The organism is Rhizobium sp. NLR16a, from assembly GCF_017948245.1.
Classification (GTDB): Bacteria; Pseudomonadota; Alphaproteobacteria; order Rhizobiales; family Rhizobiaceae; genus Rhizobium.
The window spans coordinates 1,803,762-1,825,943 of record NZ_CP072865.1 but is presented as its reverse complement, the minus strand read 5'-3'; the positions used below and the strand labels follow the sequence as shown (position 1 = coordinate 1,825,943).

Below are 22,182 nucleotides of genomic sequence, written 5' to 3'. Positions count from 1 at the left end.
GCGGAGAGACGGATGGCAAGCCCGCCGCTCATCGAATTCAGGAAGGTCTCGAAGATCTACGGCGAGGGCGAGGCGGCGATCCGCGCTCTCGACCATGTCGATCTTGCGATCGATGCCCATGAATTCGTCGCGATCATGGGGCCGTCAGGCTCCGGAAAGTCGACGGCGATGAACATTCTCGGCTGCCTCGATGTGCCGACATCGGGCGACTACATCTTCCAGGGCATCCCGACCAGCGGCTTCGACCGCAGCCAGCTGACGCTATTGCGCCGCCACATGCTCGGCTTCGTTTTCCAGGGCTTCAACCTCTTGTCGCGCACCTCAGCCGCAGAGAATGTTGAGCTGCCGCTGATCTATCGCGGCATGGCAGTGCGTGAACGGCGCGAAAAGGCGCGCGAGGCGCTGGCGCTGGTCGGCCTGTCGGGCCGCGAGCATCACAAGACGCAGGAGCTCTCAGGCGGTCAACAGCAGCGCGTCGCCATCGCCCGCGCCATCGTTACCGAGCCGGCGCTGCTCCTCGCCGACGAGCCGACCGGCAATCTCGACACGAAGACCAGCTTCGAGATCATGGAACTGATGACGCGGCTGAACCGCGAGCACGGCATCACCATCGTCATGGTCACGCACGAGTCCGATATCGCCGCCTATGCCGGGCGGCTGCTGCGCTTCGTCGACGGCCAGCTGGAGAGCGAGGTCGAGCAGGCCAGGAGGACGGATCATGTTCTTTGAGACGTTGAAGCTGGCGTTGCGTGCCATCAACCGCAACATGCTGCGCTCCTTCCTCACCGTGCTCGGCGTCGTCATCGGCGTTGCCGCCGTCATCGCGCTGGTGACGATCGGCAACGGTACGACCGCGCAGGTCTCGACCGAACTGTCGCGGCTCGGCACCAACATGCTGTTCGTTCGTCCCGGGCAGTTCGGCCCCGGCCGGGTGAGTTCCGAAGCCAAACGCTTCAGCCTCAAGGATGTCGCCGCCATCCGCGACCAGATCGGCGGCTTGAGGGCGGTGGCGCCGCTCAACCAGTCAACGGCAACGGTGATTTTTGGCGGCCAGAACCATTCGACCAGCGTCTCCGGCACCACCAACGATTATTTCGTCGCGCAGGACTGGAACCTGGCGCTCGGCCGTAATTTCACCCCCGCCGAGGAGCGCGGTCAGTCCCGCTGCATCATCGGTGAGACAGTGCGCTCGCAACTCTTCGGAGCCGCCGATCCGCTCGGCCAGCAGATCCGCGTCGGCAAGGTTTCCTGCCCGGTCATCGGGGTGCTGGCCAGGCGCGGCCAGTCCGGCATGGGCACCGACCAGGACGACGTGGTCATCATGCCGGTCAAGGTGTTCCAGCGGCGCATCAGCGGCAACAGCAACGTGCCGCAGATCATCATTTCGGCGCGCGATGGTGTCTCGACAGCCAAGGTGCAGGCCGATGTCGAAAATCTGCTGCGTGAGCGCCGCAAGATCATTCCCGGCCGCCAGGACGATTTCAACGTCAACGACATGACGCAGATCGCCGAGGCGATGACCGGCACGACGACACTCTTGACCGGCCTGCTCGGCGCCGTCGCCGCGATCAGCCTGCTCGTCGGTGGCATCGGCATCATGAACATCATGCTCGTCTCCGTCACCGAGCGAACCCGCGAAATCGGTATCCGCCTGGCGATCGGCGCGCTCGAAAACCAGGTGCTCACCCAGTTCCTGGTCGAGGCGGTGGCGCTGTCGCTCTTCGGCGGCATCACCGGCATCGTGCTCGGCCTGAGCCTCGGCCTGGTGGCGGTCACCCTCCTGAAAGTCCCCTTCGTCTTCAGTCCGATGATGGTCGCCGTCGCCTTCCTCTTCTCCGCGGCAATCGGTATGATCTTCGGCTATTTTCCGGCGAGACGGGCAGCGCAGCTCAATCCGATCGAGGCGTTGCGACACGAGTGAAGGGCGGACGCGCGGTTCGGTCGTGCGGACCTGCGAATTTGGGTTTCACTCCTTGGATGTCTGCGTCGCCTTGTCTTCGACTTTTTACCGTGGCAGAATGTGATATATCAGGCCGGCTACGGGATTATCGGCAGTGCAGACGTCACAAAGCCACCTTGCCTATCTAGCACTCGAGCACCTGATCGTTACGCTGGCGCTGAAGCCTGGCGCACTTGTCACCGAAAAGCAGCTGATCGATATGGCGGGCCGCGGGCGCACGCCGGTGCGCGAGGCGATTCAGAAGCTCGCCTGGCAGGGGCTGATCCTGGTGAAGCCGCGGGTTGGGCTGCAGGTTGCCGAGATCACACCGGAGGATCATGGCAATGTCATGCAGGTCCGCCGCGAGCTGGAGCCGATTGCGGCAAGCCTGGTTGCCGAGCATGCCACGGACGAACATCGTGAGCGCCTCAGCGATTGCGCCGACGCGATGGAGAAATGCGTCGTGACCGGCGATCTCACCGGCTTCTTCGCCGCCGACAAGGCCTTTGACGAAATTCTCGAGAACGCGTGCCCGAACGGCTTCATCATGGCCGCACTCGGTCCGGTGCAGGCGCATGCGCGCCGCCTCTGGTATTCCACAGCAAGCCCCGAGCGCATGGACCGCGCCATCGCGCTGCATGTCGCCGTCATCCGCGCCATTCGGCAGGGCAGGCCGGATGAGGCGCGTGGGGCGATGGCGGTGCTGATCGACTATCTCGCCCGCAAATAAAAACGGCCCCGTTTCCGGAGCCGCTTGCATTTGATCGTTGAAAGAGTGTCAGCCGACGAAAGCGCGTTCGATGACGAATTCGGCGGGCTTGCTGTTGGCGCCTTCATTGAGGCCAGCCTTTTCGAGCAGTTCCTTGGTATCCTTCAGCATGGCCGAGGAGCCGCAGATCATGCCGCGGTCGATTGCCGGATCGAGCGGCGGAACGCCGAGATCGGTAAACAGCTTGCCCGACGAGATCAGGTCGGTGATGCGGCCACGATATTCGAAATCCTCGCGCGTGACGGTCGCGTAATGGCGCAGCTTGTCGCCGACCACTTCCTTCAGCAGTTCGTCATTCTGGATCTCGTGCACGAGATCGAAGCCATATTTCAGCTCGGCGACGTCGCGCGTCGTGTGAGTGAGGATGACTTCCTCGAACTTTTCATAGGTCTCGGGGTCGCGGATCAGGCTGGCGAACGGCGCAACACCGGTTCCGGTCGAGAACATGTAGAGACGGCGGCCAGGGGTCAGCGCGTCGAGCACCAGCGTGCCCGTCGGCTTCTTGCGCATCAGCACCTGATCGCCGGGCTTGATCGCCTGCAGATGAGAGGTGAGGGGACCGTCCGGCACCTTGATCGAGAAGAATTCAAGCTCCTCGGCCCATGCTGGGCTGGCGATCGAATAGGCACGGAAGACCGGCTTGCCCTCGACCATCAGCCCGATCATCGCGAATTCGCCGGAACGGAAACGGAAGCCCTGCGGCCGGGTCATCGTGAAGCGGAAGAGCCGGTCGGTGTAATGCGTCACGCTCAGCACCGTCTCGGCATAGACGCCGGCGGGGATGGACGAGGCGAAGTCTTCGGTCTTTGCAGGCGCGTTCATTTCGGTAGCGGATCCCGTATTCGTCGGATGAACTGTCGGATTGGGAGCGAGATATTACAAATCCGGCCGGAATTAAAGGCATTCCATTCCACGCGACGCTTCAGAAGGGAAATATGCATGTCATGGTCAGGATTCAATGGCGAGCGGGGAATGTCATATTTCCCGCTGGCGAAGCCGGGCAAAGGATGCATATTAGAGCGGCGGACCGCAGCCGAATGCTGATTTTCGGCAAAAGCGGTGCGACAACAAAGACCTACGGCGTCGAACCCAGCCCGATTCAGGAGCAGGTCCGGTGATGATGGCGAAAAAATACACGCTTGCCGGGGCGAGCGCGACAAGCGGTCGGGGGACTATGAAGATTTTCAACTACAAGCGTGTTCCTTACGCCGAAATGCGCGCCTTTTCCGTCCATATCCTGACGGCGTCCGGCTCGTTCCTTGCCTTTCTCGGCGTCGTCGCCGCGGCCGAGCATCGCTTCATCGACATGTTCTGGTGGCTGGGTCTGGCGCTTCTGGTCGACGGCATTGACGGGCCGATTGCCCGCAAGGTGCGGGTCAAAGAAGTGCTGCCGAACTGGTCCGGCGATACGCTCGACAATATCATCGATTACGTCACCTATGTGCTGCTGCCGGCCTTCGCCCTCTATCAGAGCGGCATGATCGGCGAGCCCTGGTCCTTCGTCGCAGCCGGCATGATCGTCGTCTCTAGCGCCATCTATTATGCCGATATGGGCATGAAGACCGAGGAGTATTTCTTCTCCGGCTTTCCCGTCGTCTGGAACATGATCGTCTTCACGCTGTTCGTCATCGATGCGAGCGCCACGACGGCGCTAGTCGTCGTGACGATTTCGGTGGTGCTGACCTTCCTGCCGATCAATTTCCTCCATCCCGTCCGCGTCAAAAGGTTGCGCCCGCTCAATCTCGGCGTCTTTTTCCTGTGGTCGGCGCTCGGCGTCTATTCGCTGCTGATGCATTTCGAGATGCCGGAATGGGCGCTCATTCTCTTTATCGTGACCGGGCTCTATCTTTACGTCATCGGCGCGGTGCTGCAATTCTTCCCCTCCCTTGGACGCGAAGCTTAGGACAGGCAATATGACGAAGACGCATGCGATTTCATTCTCGCAGACGGGCGGACCTGATGTTTTCGACTACGTCGAAATCGATCTTCCGCCACCCGTGACAGGCGAGGTGCAGATCCGGCAGGCGGCGATCGGCCTCAACTTCATCGATGTCTACTTTCGCAACGGTTCCTATAAGGTGCCGCACCTTCCATTTGTCACCGGCAAGGAGGGCGCCGGAATCGTGACGGCGGTCGGACCTGATGTTGCCGATTTCAAGCTTGGCGATCGTGTCGCCTATGCCAGCGCTGACGGCGCCTATAGCGTCGAGCGCAATATCGAGGCGCGCCATCTGGTGCATGTGCCGGACGGCATCGAGCTGGAAATGGCGGCGGCGATGATGCTGAAGGGCATGACCGCCGAATATCTCCTGAACCGCACGTTCAAGGTGGGCCATCAGACGGTTCTGCTGTTCCATGCCGCCGCCGGCGGCGTCGGCCTGATCGCCGGCCAGTGGGCGAAGGCGCTCGGTGCCACGGTTATCGGCACGGCGGGCTCGGAGGACAAGATCAAGCTGGCGCTGGCCCACGGCTACGACCATGTGATCAACTACAAGAGCGAGGATTTCGTCGGGCGCGTCCGCGATATAACGGGCGGCAAGGGCGTCGATGTCGTCTATGATTCGATCGGCCGCGATACTTTTCCACAGTCGCTCGATTGCCTGAAGCCGCGCGGCCTTTTTACCTCCTTCGGACAGTCTTCCGGGCCGATCGAGAATTTCACCCTCGCCATGCTGGCTCAGAGGGGATCGCTCTTTGCGACTCGCCCGACGCTCTTCACCTATATCGCCACGCGGGGGGAATTGGACGACAGTGCAAAGGCGCTATTTGATGTTGTGCAAAGCAACAAAGTGCGTATCAATGTCAACCAAACCTATCCGCTGCGTGAGGTTGGGCGAGCTCACGCGGATCTGGAAGCAAGAAAAACAACAGGAACGACGCTGCTGATTCCATGAGATCCGAACGGACCGGTCGGCAGAAGAAATGAGGGGAACGTGTCTGCATTGAATGTGCCGGATCCCGGTGCGTTGTTGTCCGTCCAGAAGCTGACGAAGTTTTTCGGTGGCTTTGCCGCCTGCAATGACATCGATCTCGACATTGCGCCGGGCGAGATTCATGCGCTTCTCGGCGAAAATGGCGCAGGCAAATCCACATTGGTCAAGATGCTGTTCGGCGTGCTGGAGCCGACGCACGGGCAGATCCTGTGGGAAGGAAGCCCTGTCGTCATCGCCTCTCCGGGCGAAGCCCGCAAGCAGGGCATCGGCATGGTTTTTCAGCATTTCTCGCTGTTCGAGGCCCTGACAGTGGCCGAAAACATCGCGCTGTCGCTCGATGACGCCATTCCGATCGATCGGATCGCCGAGGAGGCGAGGGCGCTGTCGATCGCCTACGGCCTGCCGCTCGATCCGCATGCCCATGTCGCCGATCTCTCCGTCGGCGAGCGCCAGCGCATCGAGATCGTCCGCGCGCTACTGCAGAACCCGAAGCTCATCATTCTCGACGAGCCGACCTCGGTGCTGACGCCGCAAGAGGCCGACAGGCTGTTCGAGACGCTGTTCAAGTTGCGCGCCGAGGGCCGTTCGGTTCTTTATATCAGCCATCGTCTGGAGGAGGTGCAGCGCATCTGCGATCGCGCCACCGTGCTGCGCCATGGCCGGGTGACCGGCGCCTGTGATCCCAGGCAGGAAACGCCGGCCTCGCTCGCCCGCATGATGGTCGGCAGCGAGGTGGCGACCGTCACCCATCCCGAGCGCAGCGACAGGGGCGAGGTGCAGCTTGCCGTTACCAACCTGTCGGTTTCCGCGCGCACGCCTTTTGCCATGCCGCTGCGCGATGTCTCCATGACGGTGCGATCGGGCGAAATCCTCGCGATTGCCGGCGTCGCTGGCAACGGCCAGAGCGAGCTGTTCGACGCGCTGTCCGGTGAATATCCGGTTGCCTCAGCCGAAGCGATCATCATCCGCAAGAAGCCGGTGGGCACTCAGGGCATTACCGCCCGTCGCCTGCTCGGCGCCGGTTTCGTGCCGGAGGAGCGGCACGGGCACGCCGCCGTTTCCGCCATGAAGCTGTCCGACAATCTGGTGCTGGCCCGCAGCCAGTCGGATCGCAAGGCCTTTCTGGGCGTGCTCGGCATCATCAGGCAGGGCGCGGTAAAATCTGCGGCGCGGCGCATTTCCGAAGCAATGGATGTCCGCAAGAGCGGTGACGATCCCGCCGCCGGTTCGCTCTCCGGCGGCAATCTGCAGAAATTCATCGTCGGCCGCGAGCTCGACCGCCAGCCGGCCGTCCTCGTCGTCAACCAGCCGACCTGGGGCGTCGATGCGGGGGCCGCAAGCCGCATTCGCCAAGCGCTGGTCGATCTTGCAAAGGCCGGCTCCGCCGTCGTCGTCATCAGCCAGGACCTCGACGAAATCTTCGAAGTGGCAACCGATATCGCTGTCATCTCCGAGGGGCGCCTTTCCCGGCCCTATCCGGCCGGCGAACTCACCCGCGAAAAGATCGGCCTGCTGATGGGCGGCCTGCATGAAGGCAGCTCGGCCGCGGAGACTGCCCATGCGCATTGAACTGGAAAAACGTCCCGACGTCTCGAAGCTCTTCGCCTTCGTCTCGCCGCTCCTGGCCCTTGCCCTGACGCTCGCCCTCGGCGCCGTCATGTTCGCTATGCTCGGCAAAAACCCCGTCGAGGCGCTCGATGCATTCTTCGTCGAGCCGCTACTCGAGGTCTGGTCGCTGCACGAGCTGGCGATCAAGGCAGCACCGCTGATCCTGATCGCCGTTGGCCTTGCCGTCAGCTACCGCTCGAACAACTGGAATATCGGCGCCGAGGGGCAGTTCACCATTGGCGCCATCACCGGCTCCTACCTGCCGATTGTCTTTTACGACTGGCATTCGCCGCTCGTCCTGCCGCTGATGCTGCTGCTCGGAGCGCTTGGTGGCGCGCTTTTTGCCGCCATTCCGGCGCTGTTGAAGGCCCATTTCAACACCAATGAGATCCTGACATCGCTGATGCTGGTCTATATCGCCCAGCTCTTCCTCGATTGGCTGGTGCGCGGCGCCTGGCGCGATCCGCAGGGCTTCAACTTCCCGGTGTCGCGGGATTTCGCGCCGGAAGCGGTGCTGCCGGCGATCTGGGAGGAATCGGGCCGGGCCCATTGGGCCTTCATCTTCGCCATCATCGCGGCGATCGGCGTCTGGTTCATGCTGCGTTATACGCTGAAAGGTTTCGAGATCGTGGTGCTCGGCCAGTCGGAGCGGGCAGGGCGCTTTGCCGGCTTCTCATCGAAGAAGATGATCTGGTTCAGCTTTCTGTTCTCGGGCGCGCTTGCCGGCCTTGCCGGGATATCAGAGGTCTCCGGCTCAATCGGCCATCTGCAGCCGGCGATCTCTCCGGGCTACGGCTTCACCGCCATCATTGTCGCCTTCCTCGGCCGGCTCAATCCGCTCGGCATCATCGCGTCCGGCCTGGTGCTGGCGCTGACCTATCTCGGCGGCGAGGCGGCGCAGCTGTCGCTCGGCGTCTCCGACAAGGTCACCCGCGTCTTCCAGGGGCTGCTGCTCTTTTTCGTGCTCTCCTGCGATACACTGATCTACTACAAAGTCCGTATCGTCTGGTCGCGGCTGAGGAGCGGTGCGGCATGAGCATTTTTGAAGCCATTCTGCTGACCGTCATCACTGCCTCGACGCCGCTCGTCATCGCCGCGCTCGGCGAACTGGTAGCGGAACGCTCCGGCGTTCTCAATCTCGGCGTTGAAGGCATGATGATCATGGCCGCGGTCGCCGCTTTTGCCGGCGCGCAAACGTCGGGCTCGCCCTATGTCGGGATCATCTGCGGCATAGTGGCGGGTGCGCTGTTCTCGCTGCTGTTCGCCTTCCTGACGCTGACGCTGGTGGCCAACCAGGTGGCGACGGGACTGGCGCTTACCCTTCTCGGCCTCGGCGCATCCGGCATGCTCGGTGAGCCCTATGTCAGCGTTCCCGGCATTCGCCTCGAAGAGATCGTCATTCCCGTCCTGTCCGATATTCCTGTTATCGGCCATGTTCTGTTCAGGCAGGATCTGATCTTCTACCTGTCGATTGCGCTTGTGATCGGCGTCAGCTGGTTCCTGTTCCGCAGCCGGGCCGGGCTGAAACTGAGAGCGATCGGCGACAGTCATATGTCGGCCCATGCGCTCGGCATCGGTGTCATCCGCACGCGCTATTTTGCGGTGATGTTCGGTGGCGCCTGCGCCGGTCTTGCCGGCGCGCAGCTCTCGCTCGTCTACACGCCGCAATGGGCGGAGAACATGTCGGCCGGCCGCGGCTGGATCACCCTGGCGCTTGTCGTTTTCGCCTCCTGGCGTCCATGGCGGGTTTTTGCCGGCGGTTATCTCTTCGGCGCGGTGACCATATTGCAGCTGCACGCACAGGCCTTCGGTCTCGGGATACCCGCGCAGTTCCTTTCGATGCTGCCCTATGCCGCGACTATTGTGGTTCTCATCATCATTTCCCATAATCGGCGCACGACGTTGATCAACACGCCCGCGTCGCTCGGAAAAGCCTTCGTGCCGGAGCGATAAAGCAACAAGATCAAAGACGGGTTTCCGGAATAACTTCAAACCAACAGGGGTAACCATGAAGAAGTTCGCATTCGCACTCGCCGCCTCGGCTGCTGCCGTGATCGGCATTTCCTCCGCCGCTCAGGCCGCGGACAAGACGAAGGTCTGCTTCGTCTATGTCGGTTCGCACACCGATGGCGGCTATTCGCAGGCCCACGATCTCGGCCGCCAGCAGGTCCAGGCCGAATTCGGCGACAAGATCGAAACGCCTTATCTCGAGAACGTGCCGGAAGGCCCGGACGCCGAGCGCGCCATCGAGCGTCTGGCCCGGTCCGGCTGCAAGCTGATCTTCACGACGTCCTTCGGCTTCATGGATGCGACGGTGAAGGTCGCCGCCAAGTTCCCGAAGGTCAAGTTCGAGCATGGCACCGGCTACAAGACCGGCCCGAATCTCGCGACTTACAACTCGCGATTCTATGAAGGCCGCTATATCCTCGGCCAGATCGCCGCCAAGACCTCGAAGAATCACGGCGCCGCCTACATCGCCTCCTTCCCGATCCCCGAAGTGGTCATGGGCATCAACTCCTTCGAGCAGGGCGCCAAGTCGGTCGACCCCAGCTTCAAGCTGAAGGTCATCTGGGTCAATACCTGGTTCGACCCCGGCAAGGAAGCCGATGCGGCCAAGGCGATGGTCGACCAGGGGGTCGACGTCTTGACGCAGCACACCGATACGACAGCGCCGATGCAGGTTGCCGAAGAACGCGGCATCCATGCCTTCGGTCAGGCGTCCGACATGATCGCAGCCGGCCCGAAGGCGCAGCTGACGGCGATCGTCGACACCTGGGGCGCCTACTACTCCAAACGTGTTCACGCGCTCCTGGACGGCACCTGGAAGTCCGAACAGAGCTGGGACGGCCTGAAAGACGGCATCCTGAAGATGGCGCCCTACACCAACATGCCTGACGACGTGAAGAAGATGGCCGAGGAAACCGAAGCCAAGATCAAGTCGGGCGAGCTGCATCCCTTCACCGGCCCGATCAACAAGCAGGACGGCACGCCCTGGCTGAAGGCCGGCGACAAGGCAGATGACGCCACGCTGCTCGGCATGAACTTCTATGTCGAAGGCGTCGACGACAAGCTGCCGGCGCAATAATTCCGCAGGCTTTCTGCAACTTTCAAGGGCGTCCTGGCGGGCGCCCTTTTTTTCTTCTGTAACGTTAAAAAAAGCGATTTACAAAAGTAATACTATATGATTTTTTGACCCTGCGCCGCGAAGGAGCGGCATTGGGAGGATATCATGAAATTGAAGACTGCACTTTTGAGTGCCACGATTTTGGCTGCCTGCATGTTCGGTTCGGCTTCGGCCGGCGGCTTGACCGTTGGCTTCTCGCAGATCGGCTCGGAATCGGGCTGGCGTGCGGCTGAAACCACCGTCACCAAGGAACAGGCCAAGAAGCGCGGCATCGATCTGAAGTTTGCCGATGCGCAGCAGAAGCAGGAAAATCAGATCAAGGCTTTGCGCTCCTTCATTGCTCAGGGCGTTGATGCCATTCTGATCGCTCCGGTTGTTGAAACCGGCTGGGACGACGTTCTGAAGGAAGCCAAGGAAGCCAAGATCCCGGTCATCCTTCTCGACCGCACCATCAAGGCTCCGGACGATCTGTACCTGACGGCCGTTACGTCGGATCTCGTTCACGAAGGCAAGGTCGCAGGCGACTTCCTGGTGAAGACCGTCGGCGACAAGAAGTGCAACGTCGTCGAACTGCAGGGCACAACCGGTTCGTCGCCGGCGATCGCCCGCAAGAAGGGCTTCGAAGAGGCTCTCGCCGGCCATGACAACCTCAAGATCGTTCGCAGCCAGACCGGTGACTTCACTCGCACCAAGGGCAAGGAAGTCATGGAAAGCTTCCTGAAGGCCGAGAATGGCGGCAAGGATATCTGCGCTCTCTATGCTCATAACGACGACATGGCTGTCGGCGCCATCCAGGCGATCAAGGAAGCCGGCCTGAAGCCCGGCAAGGATATCCTCGTCGTCTCCATCGACGCCGTTCCGGATATCTTCAAGGCGATGTCCGAAGGCGAGTCCAATGCCACCGTCGAGCTGACGCCGAACATGGCCGGCCCCGCCTTCGATGCCCTCGAAGCCTATCTGAAGGACAAGAAGGCCCCGCCGAAGTGGATCCAGACCGAGTCCAAGCTCTACACGCCTGCCGACGAGCCGATGAAGGTCTACGAAGAGAAGAAGGGCCAGGGCTACTGATTTGAACCTGGAACCGCACTGGCTCATAATGGGCCGGTGCGGAACTGCCGGTGCCGGATCGGGCGTCAGCCCGGTCTTGGTGCGGGCGCACGGCGCAAATATCAGGACACAGCAGCCCTCATGGTTCACAATAACGAGAATATTCTCGCAGCCTCGGCCATATCCAAGTTTTTTCCCGGCGCTGTCGCCTTGGACAAGGTTGATTTCACGCTACGCCGCGGTGAGGTCCATGCGCTTCTCGGCGAAAACGGCGCCGGCAAATCGACGCTGATCAAGTGCATCACGGGCGCCTATCATCGCGATGGCGGCAGCCTGATGCTCGATGGCGAGGAAATCAATCCGGCCAATACGCTCGCCGCCCAGAAGCTGGGTATCGGCACCGTCTATCAGGAGGTCAACCTCCTCGCCAATCTGAGTGTCGCCGAAAACCTCTTTCTCGGACGCCAGCCGAGGCGTTTCGGCATGATCGACGTGCGCGCGATGAACCGCATGGCGCGCGAACTGCTTGCCGGCTACGGCATCGATATTGACGTCACCGCCGAACTCGGACGTTTCTCCGTCGCCGTCCAGCAGGTCGTCGCCATCGCCCGCGCCGTCGATCTCTCCGGCAAGGTGCTGATATTGGACGAGCCGACGGCGAGCCTCGACAACCAGGAAGTGGCGCTGCTCTTCCGCATCATCGGGGATCTGAAGAAACGCGGGCTCGGCATCGTCTTCATCACCCATTTCCTCGAGCAGGTCTATGCGATCAGCGATCGCATCACCGTGCTGCGCAACGGCAAGCTCGTCGGCACCCGCGACGCCGCCGAACTGCCGCGCCAGGGCCTAATCGCCATGATGCTCGGCCGCGAACTCGCCCAGGCTGAAGAGGCGGTCGGGGAGCGCAGCATTGCAGCCGGCGAGGTCCGGTATCGCTTTTCCGGGTACGGCAAACGTGGCAAGGTCAAGCCCTTTGATCTCGATGTCCGCGCCGGCGAGGTGGTCGGCGTAGCCGGGCTGCTCGGCTCCGGGCGCACCGAAACCGCCGAATTGTTGTTCGGCGTCGAACATGCCGACAGCGGCAGCGCGACGATCGACGGCCAGCCCGTCACCCTTTCCAGCCCGCGCGCTGCAATCGAGAAGGGTTTCGGCTTCTGCCCCGAGGATCGCAAGACCGATGGCGTCGTCGGCGACCTGTCGATCCGGGAAAATATCGCGCTGGCGCTGCAGGCCCGCCGCGGCTGGACCCGGCCTCTGTCGCGCGCCGAGCAGAATGCGCTCGCCGACCGCTACATCAAGGCGCTCGACATCCGCACCACCGACCGCGAAAAGCCGATCCGTCTGCTTTCCGGCGGCAATCAGCAGAAGGCGATCCTTGCCCGCTGGCTGGCGACCAATCCCAAATTTCTCATCCTCGACGAGCCGACCCGCGGCATCGATGTCGGCGCCCATGCCGAGATCATCCGGCTCATCGAACAGCTCTGCGCCGAAGGCATGTCATTGATCGTAATTTCCTCGGAACTTGAAGAGCTTGTCGCCTATAGTTCACGTGTCATCGTGCTTCGCGACAGGCAGCATATCGCCGAATTGACGGGCGAGCGCATCACCGCAGCCGGCATTGTCGATGCCATCGCCGCCGCCGAGCACAAGAAGGAGGATGCATGAAGTCCTCTCGCAATGCGCTGGCCTATCGCCTGGCGCCGCAACTGATCGCGCTCGTTGTCATTCTTCTGTTGAATTTCATAACGTCGCCGCAGTTTTTTAATGTCGTTGTTCAAAACGGTCGCCTGTATGGCAGCCTGATCGATGTGCTCAATCGCGGCGCGCCGGTGGCTTTGTTGGCGATCGGCATGACACTGGTGATTGCCACCAAGGGCATCGACCTTTCCGTCGGCGCGGTCATCGCCATTTGCGGCGCCGTCGCTGCATCGTCGATCGTGTCAGGAAATTCAGTCGCTTACACAATTCTCCTGACACTGACGATCGGGCTTGCCTGCGGCGTCTGGAATGGTTTCCTGGTGGCGATCCTCAACATCCAGCCGATCATCGCCACACTGGTGCTGATGGTCGCCGGCCGCGGCATCGCCCAGCTCATCACCGAAGGCGCGATCCTGACCTTCAACGATGACGGCCTGATCTTCTTCGGCAGCGGCTCGATGGCGCTCCTGCCGATGCCGGTTGTCATCTGGCTGCTCGTCGGCCTGCTCGTCATCCTGCTCGTTCGCCGCACCGCGCTCGGCATGCTGCTCGAGGCCGTCGGCATCAACCGCCGCGCCAGCACGCTCTCCGGCATTCAAACGCCGGTGCTGCTGATGGCGGTCTATATGCTGAGCGGGCTCTGCGCCTCGATCGCGGGCATTATCGTCGCGGCCGACATCAAGGGCGCCGATGCCAACAACGCCGGTCTCTGGCTGGAGCTTGATGCTATCCTCGCCGTCGTCGTTGGCGGCAATTCGCTGCTCGGCGGTAGATTCAGTATTGTCGGGTCGCTGATCGGCGCGATGATCATCCAGGCTGTGAATACCGGCATCCTGTCTTCCGGATTCCCGCCCGAGTTCAACCTGATCATCAAGGCGGTCATCATCATCGTGATCCTCGTCATTCAGTCGCCGGCGGTGCAATCGTTCGCCATCTTCGCCAGCCGCCGGCAGGGCGGAAGGGAGTAGCCGAAATGAACTCCAAATATCTGCCGCTGCTCGCGACCATCGTCATCTTCGTGCTCGCCTATGCCGGCTGCACGCTGCAATATCCGAACATGCTGTCGACGCGCGTCATCGGCAATCTTCTGACGGATAATGCCTTTCTCGGCATTGCCGCCGTTGGCATGACCTTCGTCATCATCTCCGGTGGCATCGATCTGTCGATCGGTTCGATCATCGCCTTCACCGGCGTCTTCCTCGCGGTGATCCTGCAGAACACCTCGATCCATCCGCTGCTTGCCTTCGCGCTGGTGCTTGTCATCACCACCGCCTTCGGCGCCATCATGGGCGCGATCATCCATTACCTCGAAATGCCGGCTTTCATCGTCACGCTCGCCGGCATGTTCCTGGCGCGCGGTATCGCCTTCGTGCTGTCGATCGACAGCATTCCGATCAACCACGACTATTATTCGACGCTGACGAGCCTCTATTGGCGGCTGCCCGGAGGCGGACGGCTGACGCTGATCGGCGCCGTCATGCTTCTGGTCTTTGCCGCCGGCATCTTCATCGCCCACCGTACCCGCTTCGGCACCAACGTCTACGCGCTCGGCGGCGGGCCGCAGACGGCGCGTCTGATGGGCGTGCCGGTCGGCCGCACCACGATCCAGATCTATGCGCTGTCGGGTTTTCTCGCCGGTCTATCCGGAATCGTTTTTTCGCTGTACACATCTGCCGGATATTCTCTTGCTGCAGTCGGCGTCGAACTTGACGCCATCGCTGCAGTGGTCATTGGGGGGACGCTGCTGACCGGAGGAGCGGGCTTCGTGGCGGGAACCTTGATCGGGATTCTGATCCAGGGGCTCATTCAGACCTACATCACCTTCGACGGCACGCTGTCGAGCTGGTGGACGAAGATTCTGATCGGCCTGCTGCTGTTTGCATTCATTCTGATGCAGAAGGCGATCCTGTTCCTTTCCAGCCTGAACAAGAGGTATGCCTGAGGGGGGCGGCTCGCTTGCGCAACAAATTCATCGAGACACGCAAGACGGGGCGCCGAACCCGGACGAGCCATGCACAGGTGGTCGACGAGCTCGGCAAGGCGATCGTCGCCGGCACCTATCCGGTCGGTTCGATCCTGCCGGGCGATACGGAACTGGCGCAGCGCTTCAAGGTATCGCGCACAGTCTTGCGTGAAACGATGAAGACGCTCGCCGCCAAGGGCATGGTCGTCGCCAAGGCGCGGGTCGGCACGCGGGTGACCGAGAAGAACCTCTGGAACATGTTCGACAGCGAAATCATCGCCTGGCACTTCGACAATGGTGTGACGGAAGAATTCCTGCTGCAGCTTTACGATATCCGCCTTGCCGTCGAACCCTTCGCCGCCGGTCTGGTCGCCGAGCGCGCCAGCGCCGAAGAGATCGAGACGCTTCGCGAACTGGCGCAGGAAATGGCGGCGAGCGGGCATACGGCCGACAGCCTGGCGCTCGCCGACCTGCGCTTTCACCTGGCGATCGCCGAAGCCTCGCACAATCCCTTCATGCGCACCCTCGGCAGCCTCATCGAAGCGGCTCTGGTCGGCATGTTCCGCATCAGCACGCCGCCCTCCGAAAACGGGTTCGCCAATATCGCCGATACCCATATGCGCATCGTCGATGCCATCGTTTCCGGCGACAGCGCCGCGGCGCGGCGTGCGATGGAAGTCGTCATCGTCGACGGCCGTGATCACGTGCACGAAGCTTTCGCGGCCCACGGCTCTCCTGTCGTCCTGGGACCGATTTCGCCCGCAATCTAGTCCTGAAATCGATTTCCGATTTCAGGAATTATGCAGTATGAGGCAGAAAAGCCGCCTCATCGCGCGGATTCGCGGAGCAGATCATGGAACGTACTTGTCTTGCCGTCATCCTTGCCGCCGGTGACAGCACGCGGATGAAATCCTCAAAATCGAAAGTGCTGCATCCGGTCGCCGGCCGTCCGATGATCGCCCATGTCGTCGAGGCGGTCTCCTCCGCCGGCATCTCCTCCGTCGCCCTCGTCGTCGGCCGCAACGCCGAGGAGGTGGCAAAGGCCGCAAGCATCGACGGCGTCGGGATCGAAGCCTATCTGCAGCAGCAGCGCCTCGGCACCGGCCATGCGGTGCTGGCAGCGCGCGAGGCCATCGCCAAGGGCTATGACGATATCCTCGTTACCTATGGTGACGTGCCGCTGCAGACCGAGGGGCCGCTCAAGGCCGCCCGTCAGGGACTCGCGGAAGGCAGCGACGTGGTCGTCATCGGTTTCCATACCGACAGACCGGCCGGCTATGGCCGCCTGCTCGTCAAGGAGGGCGAACTCATCGCCATCCGGGAGGAGAAGGACGCCACCGACGCCGAACGCACTGTGACATGGTGCAACAGCGGACTGATGGCGATCAACGGCCGCAAGGCGCTCGACCTGCTCTCGCGCATCGGCAATGCCAATGCCAAGGGCGAATTCTATCTGACCGATCTCGTCGAGATCGCCCGTTCGCTCGGCGGCCGCGTCACCGCCGTCGACGCGCCTGAAATCGAGATGACCGGCTGCAACAACCGTGCCGAACTCGCCGTCATCGAACGCTTCTGGCAGGAACGTCGCCGGCGCGAAATGATGCTGTCAGGCGTTACGATGATTGCGCCGGAAACGGTGTTCCTCTCCTACGACACCGTCATCGGCCAGGATGCGCTGATCGAGCCGAACGTCGTCTTCGGCCCCGGCGCGGTGATCAACAGCGGCGCCATCATTCATGCCTTCTCGCATATCGAAGGCGCGCATGTCAGTGAAGGCGCGACCGTCGGCCCCTTTGCGCGGCTGCGGCCGGGTGCCGATCTCGCCATGGGATCGAAGGTCGGCAATTTCTGCGAGGTCAAGAACGGCCGGATCGGCGAGGGCGCCAAGGTCAACCATCTCACTTATATCGGCGATGCGGTTGTCGGCGCCGGCAGCAACATCGGCGCCGGTACGATCACCTGCAATTATGACGGGGTCAACAAGAGCGAGACGGTGATCGGCGAAAACGCCTTCATCGGCTCCAATTCCTCGCTGGTCGCGCCGGTGACGATCGGCGACGGCGCCTATATCGCCTCCGGTAGCGTCATCACCGTCAACGTCCCAGCCGATGCGCTGGCGCTCGGACGCGCTCGTCAGGAAATCAAGCCCGGCCGCGCGACGCTGTTGCGCGAGCGCGCGCTCGCCATCAAGGCGGCCAAGAAGGCGAAGGCTTGAGCAGCTTTGCGTAACCGGCGGAAATTGAAAGTGACCGTCGAGGCCATTGAGAAATAAGCGGAAACCGTTAGGAGTGGCCTCATTATCAGAGGCTTATGGGGATATTGCATGTGCGGTATTGTGGGGATCGTCGGAACTCAGCCTGTTGCCGGGCGCCTGGTCGATGCGCTGAAGCGTTTGGAATATCGCGGTTATGATTCTGCCGGTGTCGCCACCATCCACGAGGGGGTGATGGATCGCCGCCGCGCCGAGGGCAAGCTCTTCAACCTGGAAAAGCGCCTCGACGTCGAACCGCTGCCCGGCACGGTCGGTATTGCCCATACGCGCTGGGCAACCCACGGCGTGCCGAACGAGACAAATGCCCATCCGCATTTCGTCGAAGGCGTCGCCGTCGTTCATAACGGCATCATCGAGAATTTCTCCGAGCTTCGCGACGAATTGAGCGAAGCGGGCGCGGTCTTTGTAACCCAGACCGATACCGAGGTCGTCGCGCAACTGATGGCGAAATATCTGCGCGAAGGCCTGGAGCCGCGCGCTGCCATGCTGAAGATGCTGAACCGGGTAACCGGTGCCTATGCGCTGGCCGTGATGCTCAAAGCCGATCCCGGCACGATCATGGCCGCCCGTTCCGGCCCGCCGCTTGCCGTCGGCTATGGCCGCGGCGAGATGTTCCTCGGCTCGGACGCGATCGCGCTTTCGCCCTTCACCAACGAGATCACCTATCTGGCCGATGGCGATTGCGCCGTTATCACGCGGGAAGGCGTCGCCGTGCTCGATTTTGCCGGAAAGCCGGTCAAACGCGCCCGCCAGATCTCGCAGGCGACCGCCTATGTCGTCGACAAGGGCAATCACCGCCATTTCATGGAAAAGGAAATCTACGAGCAGCCGGAGGTGATCTCACACGCGCTCAGCCATTACGTGGATTTTGCCGAGAACACGATCGGCGCCAATGCCGCCGTAATCGATTTCAAGGCGGCGAGCGGCTTGGCGATCTCGGCCTGCGGCACCGCCTATCTCGCCGGCCTTGTCGGCAAATACTGGTTCGAGCGTTATGCCCGACTGCCCGTTGAGATCGACGTCGCCTCCGAATTCCGCTACCGCGAAATGCCGCTCTCGCCATCGCAGGCCGCACTCTTCATCTCCCAATCCGGCGAAACCGCCGATACGCTGGCATCGCTGCGTTATTGCCGCGACAACGGGTTGAAGATCGGCGCCGTCGTCAATGTCCGCGAATCGACGATCGCCCGCGAATCTGACGCCGTCTTCCCGATCATGGCCGGGCCCGAGATCGGCGTCGCCTCGACCAAGGCCTTCACCTGCCAGCTTGCCGTGCTGGCGTCGCTGGCGATCGGCGCCGGTAAGGCGCGCGGCACGGTGAGCGCCGAGGAGGAGAGGGCGCTGGTGCGCCATCTCGCCGAGATGCCGCGCATCATGAGCCGGGTGCTGAACCTGATCCAGCCGCAGATGGAAAGCCTGTCGCGCGAACTGTCGAAATGCAGGGATGTGCTCTATCTCGGCCGCGGCACCAGCTTCCCGCTCGCCATGGAGGGCGCGCTGAAGCTCAAGGAAATTTCCTATATCCACGCCGAAGGCTATGCTGCCGGCGAACTGAAGCACGGGCCGATCGCGCTGATCGATGAGAACATGCCTGTCATCGTCATCGCCCCCTACGACCGCTTCTTCGAAAAGACGGTCTCGAACATGCAGGAGGTCGCAGCCCGCGGCGGCCGCATCATCTTTATCACCGACGAGGCGGGTGCGGCGGCCTCAAAACTGCCGACCATGGCGACGATCACCCTGCCTGTCGTCGACGAAATCATCGCGCCGATGATCTTCTCGCTGCCGATCCAGCTGCTCGCCTATCACACCGCCGTGTTCATGGGCACCGACGTCGATCAGCCCCGCAATCTGGCAAAATCCGTGACTGTGGAATAAGCCGGCAAGGTCGGATCTTGGCGCCGAAACATATTGTGCGGCGCCTGGAATTCTGGCAATTTTACCATATGGACGAGGGGGAAGGGCCGGAGTTCCGGCCCGTCCAGGACTGAGATGGAGTTCATCAGTAGAGATGACCGACAATGCCCCCAGAATGCCTGTCGCGACCCGGTTGCGGAACAATTTTCTAGCAGGGCTGATCATCTGCGCGCCGATCGCCATCACCATCTGGTTGACCTGGACCTTCATCCATTGGTCGGACAGCTGGGTCAGGCCCTATATTCCGGCGCGCTGGAACCCGGAAAGCTATCTCAACTTCGCCATTCCCGGCTTCGGCTTGCTGATTGCCGTCGTGCTGATCACCGTCGTCGGCTTTCTCGGCAAGAACCTGATTGGCCAGAGCATCGTCCGGTTCGGCGAATCGATCGTCCATCGCATGCCGTTGGTGCGCACGATCTACAGAAGCGTGAAGCAGATTTTCGAAACGGTGCTGAAAGAACAGTCGAACTCCTTCAAGAAGGTCGGCCTCATCGAGTATCCGGGTCCCGGCCTTTGGGCGCTGGTCTTCGTCGCCACCGACGCCAAGGGCGAGATTGCCTCGAAGTTTAACGCCATGGGTCAGGATATGGTGGCCGTCTTCCTGCCGCCGACGCCGGTGCCGACGGCCGGTTTCCTCATTTTCGTGCCGCGCGAAAAGATCGTCATGCTCGATATGAGCCCGGAAGACGCCGCCAAGTACCTGATATCAGGCGGCCTCGTGGCTCCCGAGCATAGACCGTCCGAGCCGAAGCAGAAGCATTTGCCGCGGCCGAAGCCGGTGGCGGTTTCGAAAGCCGATTAACCGGCCCTCAGGAATCGGATCGCCTCGTCGCGCCGGAACAGATAGAGCAGGGTGCGGATCGCCTGTCCTCTTTCGCTGGTTAGTTCCGGATCGCGCTCGATCAGATAGGCCGCATCCTTGCGGGCGATCTCGAGCAGGTCGGCATGCGCCTCGAGGCTGGCAATGCGGAAGCCCGGCGTGCCGGATTGGCGGGTGCCGAGCAATTCGCCTTCGCCGCGCAGTTTCAAGTCTTCCTCGGCAATACGGAAACCATCCTCCGTCTCGCGCATGATCGACAGCCTGGCATGGCCGGTTTCGCCGAGCGGTCCCTTATAGAGCAGGATGCAGGTCGAGGCCTCGTCGCCGCGCCCGACACGGCCGCGCAGCTGATGCAGCTGCGCCAGGCCGAAACGCTCTGCATGTTCGATCACCATGATCGTCGCATCCGGCACGTCGACGCCGACCTCGACGACGGTGGTGGCGACGAGAAGACGGGTCTCGCCATTCTTGAAGGCCATCATCGCCGCATCCTTCTCCGCGCCGCTCATACGGCCATGGATGAGGCCGATATCGGGGCCGAGCGAGGAGACGAGCGTCGCATGCCGCTCCTCTGCCGACATCAGGTCGAGCTCTTCGGATTCTTCGACCAGCGGGCAAATCCAATAGGCCTTCTTACCTTCAGCGATCGCGCTCCGCAGCCGTCCGACGATTTCGCCGGTCCGCTCCATCGGCACGGTGATCGTCTGGATCGGCTTGCGGCCGGCGGGCTTCTCGGTGAGTTTGGAAACATCCATGTCGCCGAAGGCGGCGAGAACCAGAGTGCGCGGGATCGGCGTCGCCGTCATCACAAGCATATGCGGCGAGATGCCCTTTGCCGTCAGCCGCAGGCGCTGGTGAACGCCGAAACGGTGCTGCTCGTCGACGACGGCGAGCATCAGGTTTGCGTAACTGACGCTCTCCTGAAACAGCGCATGTGTGCCGATGATGATCTGCGCCGCGCCGGAGGCGATGCGCTCCAGGATTTCCTCCCGTTCGCGTCCCTTGGTGCGCCCGGTCAGCACCTCAATGTCGAGTCCGGCAGAGGCGGCGAATTTCGAGATGGTCGCGTGGTGCTGCCGCGCCAGGATTTCCGTCGGCGCCATCAGCACCGCCTGGCCGCCGCTCTCGATCACCGCCGCCATCGCCATCAGCCCCACCAGCGTCTTGCCGGAGCCGACATCGCCCTGCAACAGCCGCAGCATGCGCTCGTGACCGGCCATGTCGTTCAGAATCTCGGCGATCGCATCGTTCTGGCTTGACGTGAGCGAGAAGGGCAACGCCTTCACGATCTTGCTGCTGACCGCACCGGTCGCATGCACCGGCTGGCCCGCCACTTTGCGCAGCCTCTGGCGCACCAGGCTGAGCGACAGCTGGCCGGCCAGAAATTCATCATAGGCGAGCCGCCTTCGGGCAGGGGCCTGCGGATCGACATCCAATGGATCGCGCGGTTCGTGCAGCATATGGAAACTGTCACGGATCGTCGGCAGGCCCTGCTTCTGCGTCAGCGTCAGGTCGATCCATTCCGGCATCTCCGGAAAGCGCGGCAGGGCGGTGTCGATGATCTTTCGTAGCGTTTTCGGCGAAAGCCCGGCCGTCAGCGGATAGATCGGCTCGACGAGCGGCAGGCTCTCCGTCTCCTCCGCTTTGACGATATAGTCGGGATGCACCATCGAGGCGCGGCCGTTGAACCAGTCAATCTTGCCGCTGACCGTCACCTCCGCATCGATGGGTAGCTGCTTTTCCAGCCATGCCGCCTGGCCGCGGAAGAAGACCAGCGTCAACTCGCCGGTCTCGTCATGCAGGAAGACGCGGTAGGGAACATTGCTTTTGCCCCGCGGTGGCACCTGGTGTCGGTCGACGCGCGCGGTGATCGTGACGATCGCACCCTGTGGCGCGCGGGCGATCCCCGGCTGGTTGCGCCGGTCGATCAGCGAGAACGGCGCATGGAACAGAAGATCGATGACCCGGCAATCCTCCACCGTCTCGCGCCCGAGCAGCTTAACCAGCAGTTCGGCGATCTTCGGGCCGACGCCCGGAAGGCCCGAAACGGGAGAAAACAGAGGATCGAGAATGGCGGGGCGCATGCGGCCAA

19 protein-coding genes are annotated in these 22,182 nt (G+C 62.1%); 17 read left to right on the top strand and 2 right to left on the bottom strand.

The window, feature by feature from the left end:
- Positions 1-12 precede the first annotated feature (12 nt).
- The 3 genes from J7U39_RS08805 (at position 13) to J7U39_RS08795 (ending at position 2,669) form a co-directional block, all read left to right on the top strand.
- Positions 13-729, top strand: a complete 717-nt coding sequence (locus J7U39_RS08805) for an ABC transporter ATP-binding protein (protein WP_210631395.1) — start codon at positions 13-15, stop codon at positions 727-729.
- Positions 719-1,921 carry an ABC transporter permease gene (locus tag J7U39_RS08800; protein ID WP_210631394.1) on the top strand — a complete coding sequence of 401 codons (1,203 nt, stop codon included), beginning with the start codon at positions 719-721 and terminating at the stop codon, positions 1,919-1,921. The genes J7U39_RS08805 and J7U39_RS08800 overlap by 11 nt, the downstream gene beginning before the upstream one ends.
- Before the next feature lie 133 nt (positions 1,922-2,054).
- A complete protein-coding gene (locus tag J7U39_RS08795; protein WP_210631393.1) occupies positions 2,055-2,669 on the top strand; it encodes a GntR family transcriptional regulator in 615 nt (204 codons plus the stop codon).
- Between the two features lie 48 nt (positions 2,670-2,717).
- Here the strand turns inward: J7U39_RS08795 and J7U39_RS08790 are convergent, their stop codons facing one another.
- Positions 2,718-3,530 (bottom strand): ferredoxin--NADP reductase, encoded by an 813-nt coding sequence (locus J7U39_RS08790; RefSeq protein WP_064806129.1) that lies wholly within the window; start codon positions 3,528-3,530, stop codon positions 2,718-2,720.
- Positions 3,531-3,882: 352 nt separating this feature from the next.
- Between J7U39_RS08790 and pcsA the strand changes: the two genes are divergently transcribed.
- The 14 genes from pcsA to J7U39_RS08720 all read left to right on the top strand — a co-directional run bounded on the left by pcsA (position 3,883) and on the right by J7U39_RS08720 (position 20,072).
- A complete protein-coding gene (gene pcsA / locus J7U39_RS08785) occupies positions 3,883-4,611 on the top strand; it encodes a phosphatidylcholine synthase (protein ID WP_210631631.1) in 729 nt (242 codons plus the stop codon).
- Between the two features lie 10 nt (positions 4,612-4,621).
- Positions 4,622-5,602, top strand: a complete 981-nt coding sequence (locus tag J7U39_RS08780) for a quinone oxidoreductase (RefSeq protein ID WP_210631392.1) — start codon at positions 4,622-4,624, stop codon at positions 5,600-5,602.
- Between the two features lie 39 nt (positions 5,603-5,641).
- Entirely contained in the window at positions 5,642-7,210 is a 1,569-nt protein-coding gene (locus tag J7U39_RS08775; protein ID WP_210631391.1) for an ABC transporter ATP-binding protein, read from the top strand.
- Entirely contained in the window at positions 7,200-8,285 is a 1,086-nt protein-coding gene (locus J7U39_RS08770; RefSeq protein WP_210631390.1) for an ABC transporter permease, read from the top strand. Before J7U39_RS08775 ends, J7U39_RS08770 begins: the two co-directional genes overlap by 11 nt.
- Complete coding sequence (locus J7U39_RS08765) at positions 8,282-9,202, top strand: ABC transporter permease (protein WP_210631389.1); 921 nt, start codon at positions 8,282-8,284, stop codon at positions 9,200-9,202. Before J7U39_RS08770 ends, J7U39_RS08765 begins: the two co-directional genes overlap by 4 nt.
- Positions 9,203-9,257: 55 nt before the next feature.
- A complete protein-coding gene (locus J7U39_RS08760; protein ID WP_210631388.1) occupies positions 9,258-10,334 on the top strand; it encodes a BMP family ABC transporter substrate-binding protein in 1,077 nt (358 codons plus the stop codon).
- A 144-nt stretch (positions 10,335-10,478) separates the two neighbouring features.
- Positions 10,479-11,441, top strand: coding sequence for a galactofuranose ABC transporter, galactofuranose-binding protein YtfQ (ytfQ, locus tag J7U39_RS08755; RefSeq protein WP_168296910.1), 963 nt, complete (start codon positions 10,479-10,481; stop codon positions 11,439-11,441).
- 120 nt (positions 11,442-11,561) lie between these two features.
- Complete coding sequence (ytfR, locus tag J7U39_RS08750) at positions 11,562-13,085, top strand: galactofuranose ABC transporter, ATP-binding protein YtfR (protein WP_210631387.1); 1,524 nt, start codon at positions 11,562-11,564, stop codon at positions 13,083-13,085.
- Positions 13,082-14,086, top strand: coding sequence for an ABC transporter permease (locus tag J7U39_RS08745; protein WP_210631386.1), 1,005 nt, complete (start codon positions 13,082-13,084; stop codon positions 14,084-14,086). The genes ytfR and J7U39_RS08745 overlap by 4 nt, the downstream gene beginning before the upstream one ends.
- A gap of 5 nt (positions 14,087-14,091) precedes the next feature.
- On the top strand, positions 14,092-15,060 hold the full coding sequence (yjfF, locus tag J7U39_RS08740) for a galactofuranose ABC transporter, permease protein YjfF (RefSeq protein WP_011425356.1): 969 nt from the start codon (positions 14,092-14,094) through the stop codon (positions 15,058-15,060).
- A gap of 14 nt (positions 15,061-15,074) precedes the next feature.
- A complete protein-coding gene (locus J7U39_RS08735; RefSeq protein WP_184456708.1) occupies positions 15,075-15,851 on the top strand; it encodes a FadR/GntR family transcriptional regulator in 777 nt (258 codons plus the stop codon).
- Positions 15,852-15,934: 83 nt separating this feature from the next.
- Positions 15,935-17,296, top strand: coding sequence for a bifunctional UDP-N-acetylglucosamine diphosphorylase/glucosamine-1-phosphate N-acetyltransferase GlmU (gene glmU, locus J7U39_RS08730; RefSeq protein ID WP_210631385.1), 1,362 nt, complete (start codon positions 15,935-15,937; stop codon positions 17,294-17,296).
- Between the two features lie 108 nt (positions 17,297-17,404).
- A complete protein-coding gene (glmS, locus tag J7U39_RS08725) occupies positions 17,405-19,231 on the top strand; it encodes a glutamine--fructose-6-phosphate transaminase (isomerizing) (RefSeq protein ID WP_210631384.1) in 1,827 nt (608 codons plus the stop codon).
- 133 nt (positions 19,232-19,364) lie between these two features.
- A complete protein-coding gene (locus tag J7U39_RS08720) occupies positions 19,365-20,072 on the top strand; it encodes a DUF502 domain-containing protein (protein WP_210631383.1) in 708 nt (235 codons plus the stop codon).
- Here the strand turns inward: J7U39_RS08720 and recG are convergent.
- The gene (gene recG / locus J7U39_RS08715; RefSeq protein ID WP_210631382.1) at positions 20,069-22,174 is read right to left on the bottom strand and encodes an ATP-dependent DNA helicase RecG; all 2,106 of its coding nucleotides are present in this window, start codon (positions 22,172-22,174) and stop codon (positions 20,069-20,071) included. The genes J7U39_RS08720 and recG overlap by 4 nt on opposite strands.
- Positions 22,175-22,182 lie beyond the last annotated feature (8 nt).

Excerpts from the sequence above, each read along its gene's own strand:
- J7U39_RS08805 (WP_210631395.1), top strand. The coding sequence starts at position 13 with ATGGCAAGCCCGCCGCTCATCGAATTCAGGAAGGTCTCGAAGATCTAC.
- J7U39_RS08800 (WP_210631394.1), top strand. The coding sequence starts at position 719 with ATGTTCTTTGAGACGTTGAAGCTGGCGTTGCGTGCCATCAACCGCAAC.
- J7U39_RS08790 (WP_064806129.1), bottom strand. The coding sequence starts at position 3,530 with ATGAACGCGCCTGCAAAGACCGAAGACTTCGCCTCGTCCATCCCCGCC.
- pcsA (WP_210631631.1), top strand. The coding sequence starts at position 3,883 with ATGAAGATTTTCAACTACAAGCGTGTTCCTTACGCCGAAATGCGCGCC.
- J7U39_RS08780 (WP_210631392.1), top strand. The coding sequence starts at position 4,622 with ATGACGAAGACGCATGCGATTTCATTCTCGCAGACGGGCGGACCTGAT.
- J7U39_RS08770 (WP_210631390.1), top strand. The coding sequence starts at position 7,200 with ATGCGCATTGAACTGGAAAAACGTCCCGACGTCTCGAAGCTCTTCGCC.
- J7U39_RS08765 (WP_210631389.1), top strand. The coding sequence starts at position 8,282 with ATGAGCATTTTTGAAGCCATTCTGCTGACCGTCATCACTGCCTCGACG.
- J7U39_RS08760 (WP_210631388.1), top strand. The coding sequence starts at position 9,258 with ATGAAGAAGTTCGCATTCGCACTCGCCGCCTCGGCTGCTGCCGTGATC.
- ytfQ (WP_168296910.1), top strand. The coding sequence starts at position 10,479 with ATGAAATTGAAGACTGCACTTTTGAGTGCCACGATTTTGGCTGCCTGC.
- ytfR (WP_210631387.1), top strand. The coding sequence starts at position 11,562 with ATGGTTCACAATAACGAGAATATTCTCGCAGCCTCGGCCATATCCAAG.
- J7U39_RS08745 (WP_210631386.1), top strand. The coding sequence starts at position 13,082 with ATGAAGTCCTCTCGCAATGCGCTGGCCTATCGCCTGGCGCCGCAACTG.
- yjfF (WP_011425356.1), top strand. The coding sequence starts at position 14,092 with ATGAACTCCAAATATCTGCCGCTGCTCGCGACCATCGTCATCTTCGTG.
- glmU (WP_210631385.1), top strand. The coding sequence starts at position 15,935 with ATGGAACGTACTTGTCTTGCCGTCATCCTTGCCGCCGGTGACAGCACG.
- glmS (WP_210631384.1), top strand. The coding sequence starts at position 17,405 with ATGTGCGGTATTGTGGGGATCGTCGGAACTCAGCCTGTTGCCGGGCGC.
- J7U39_RS08720 (WP_210631383.1), top strand. The coding sequence starts at position 19,365 with ATGACCGACAATGCCCCCAGAATGCCTGTCGCGACCCGGTTGCGGAAC.
- recG (WP_210631382.1), bottom strand. The coding sequence starts at position 22,174 with ATGCGCCCCGCCATTCTCGATCCTCTGTTTTCTCCCGTTTCGGGCCTT.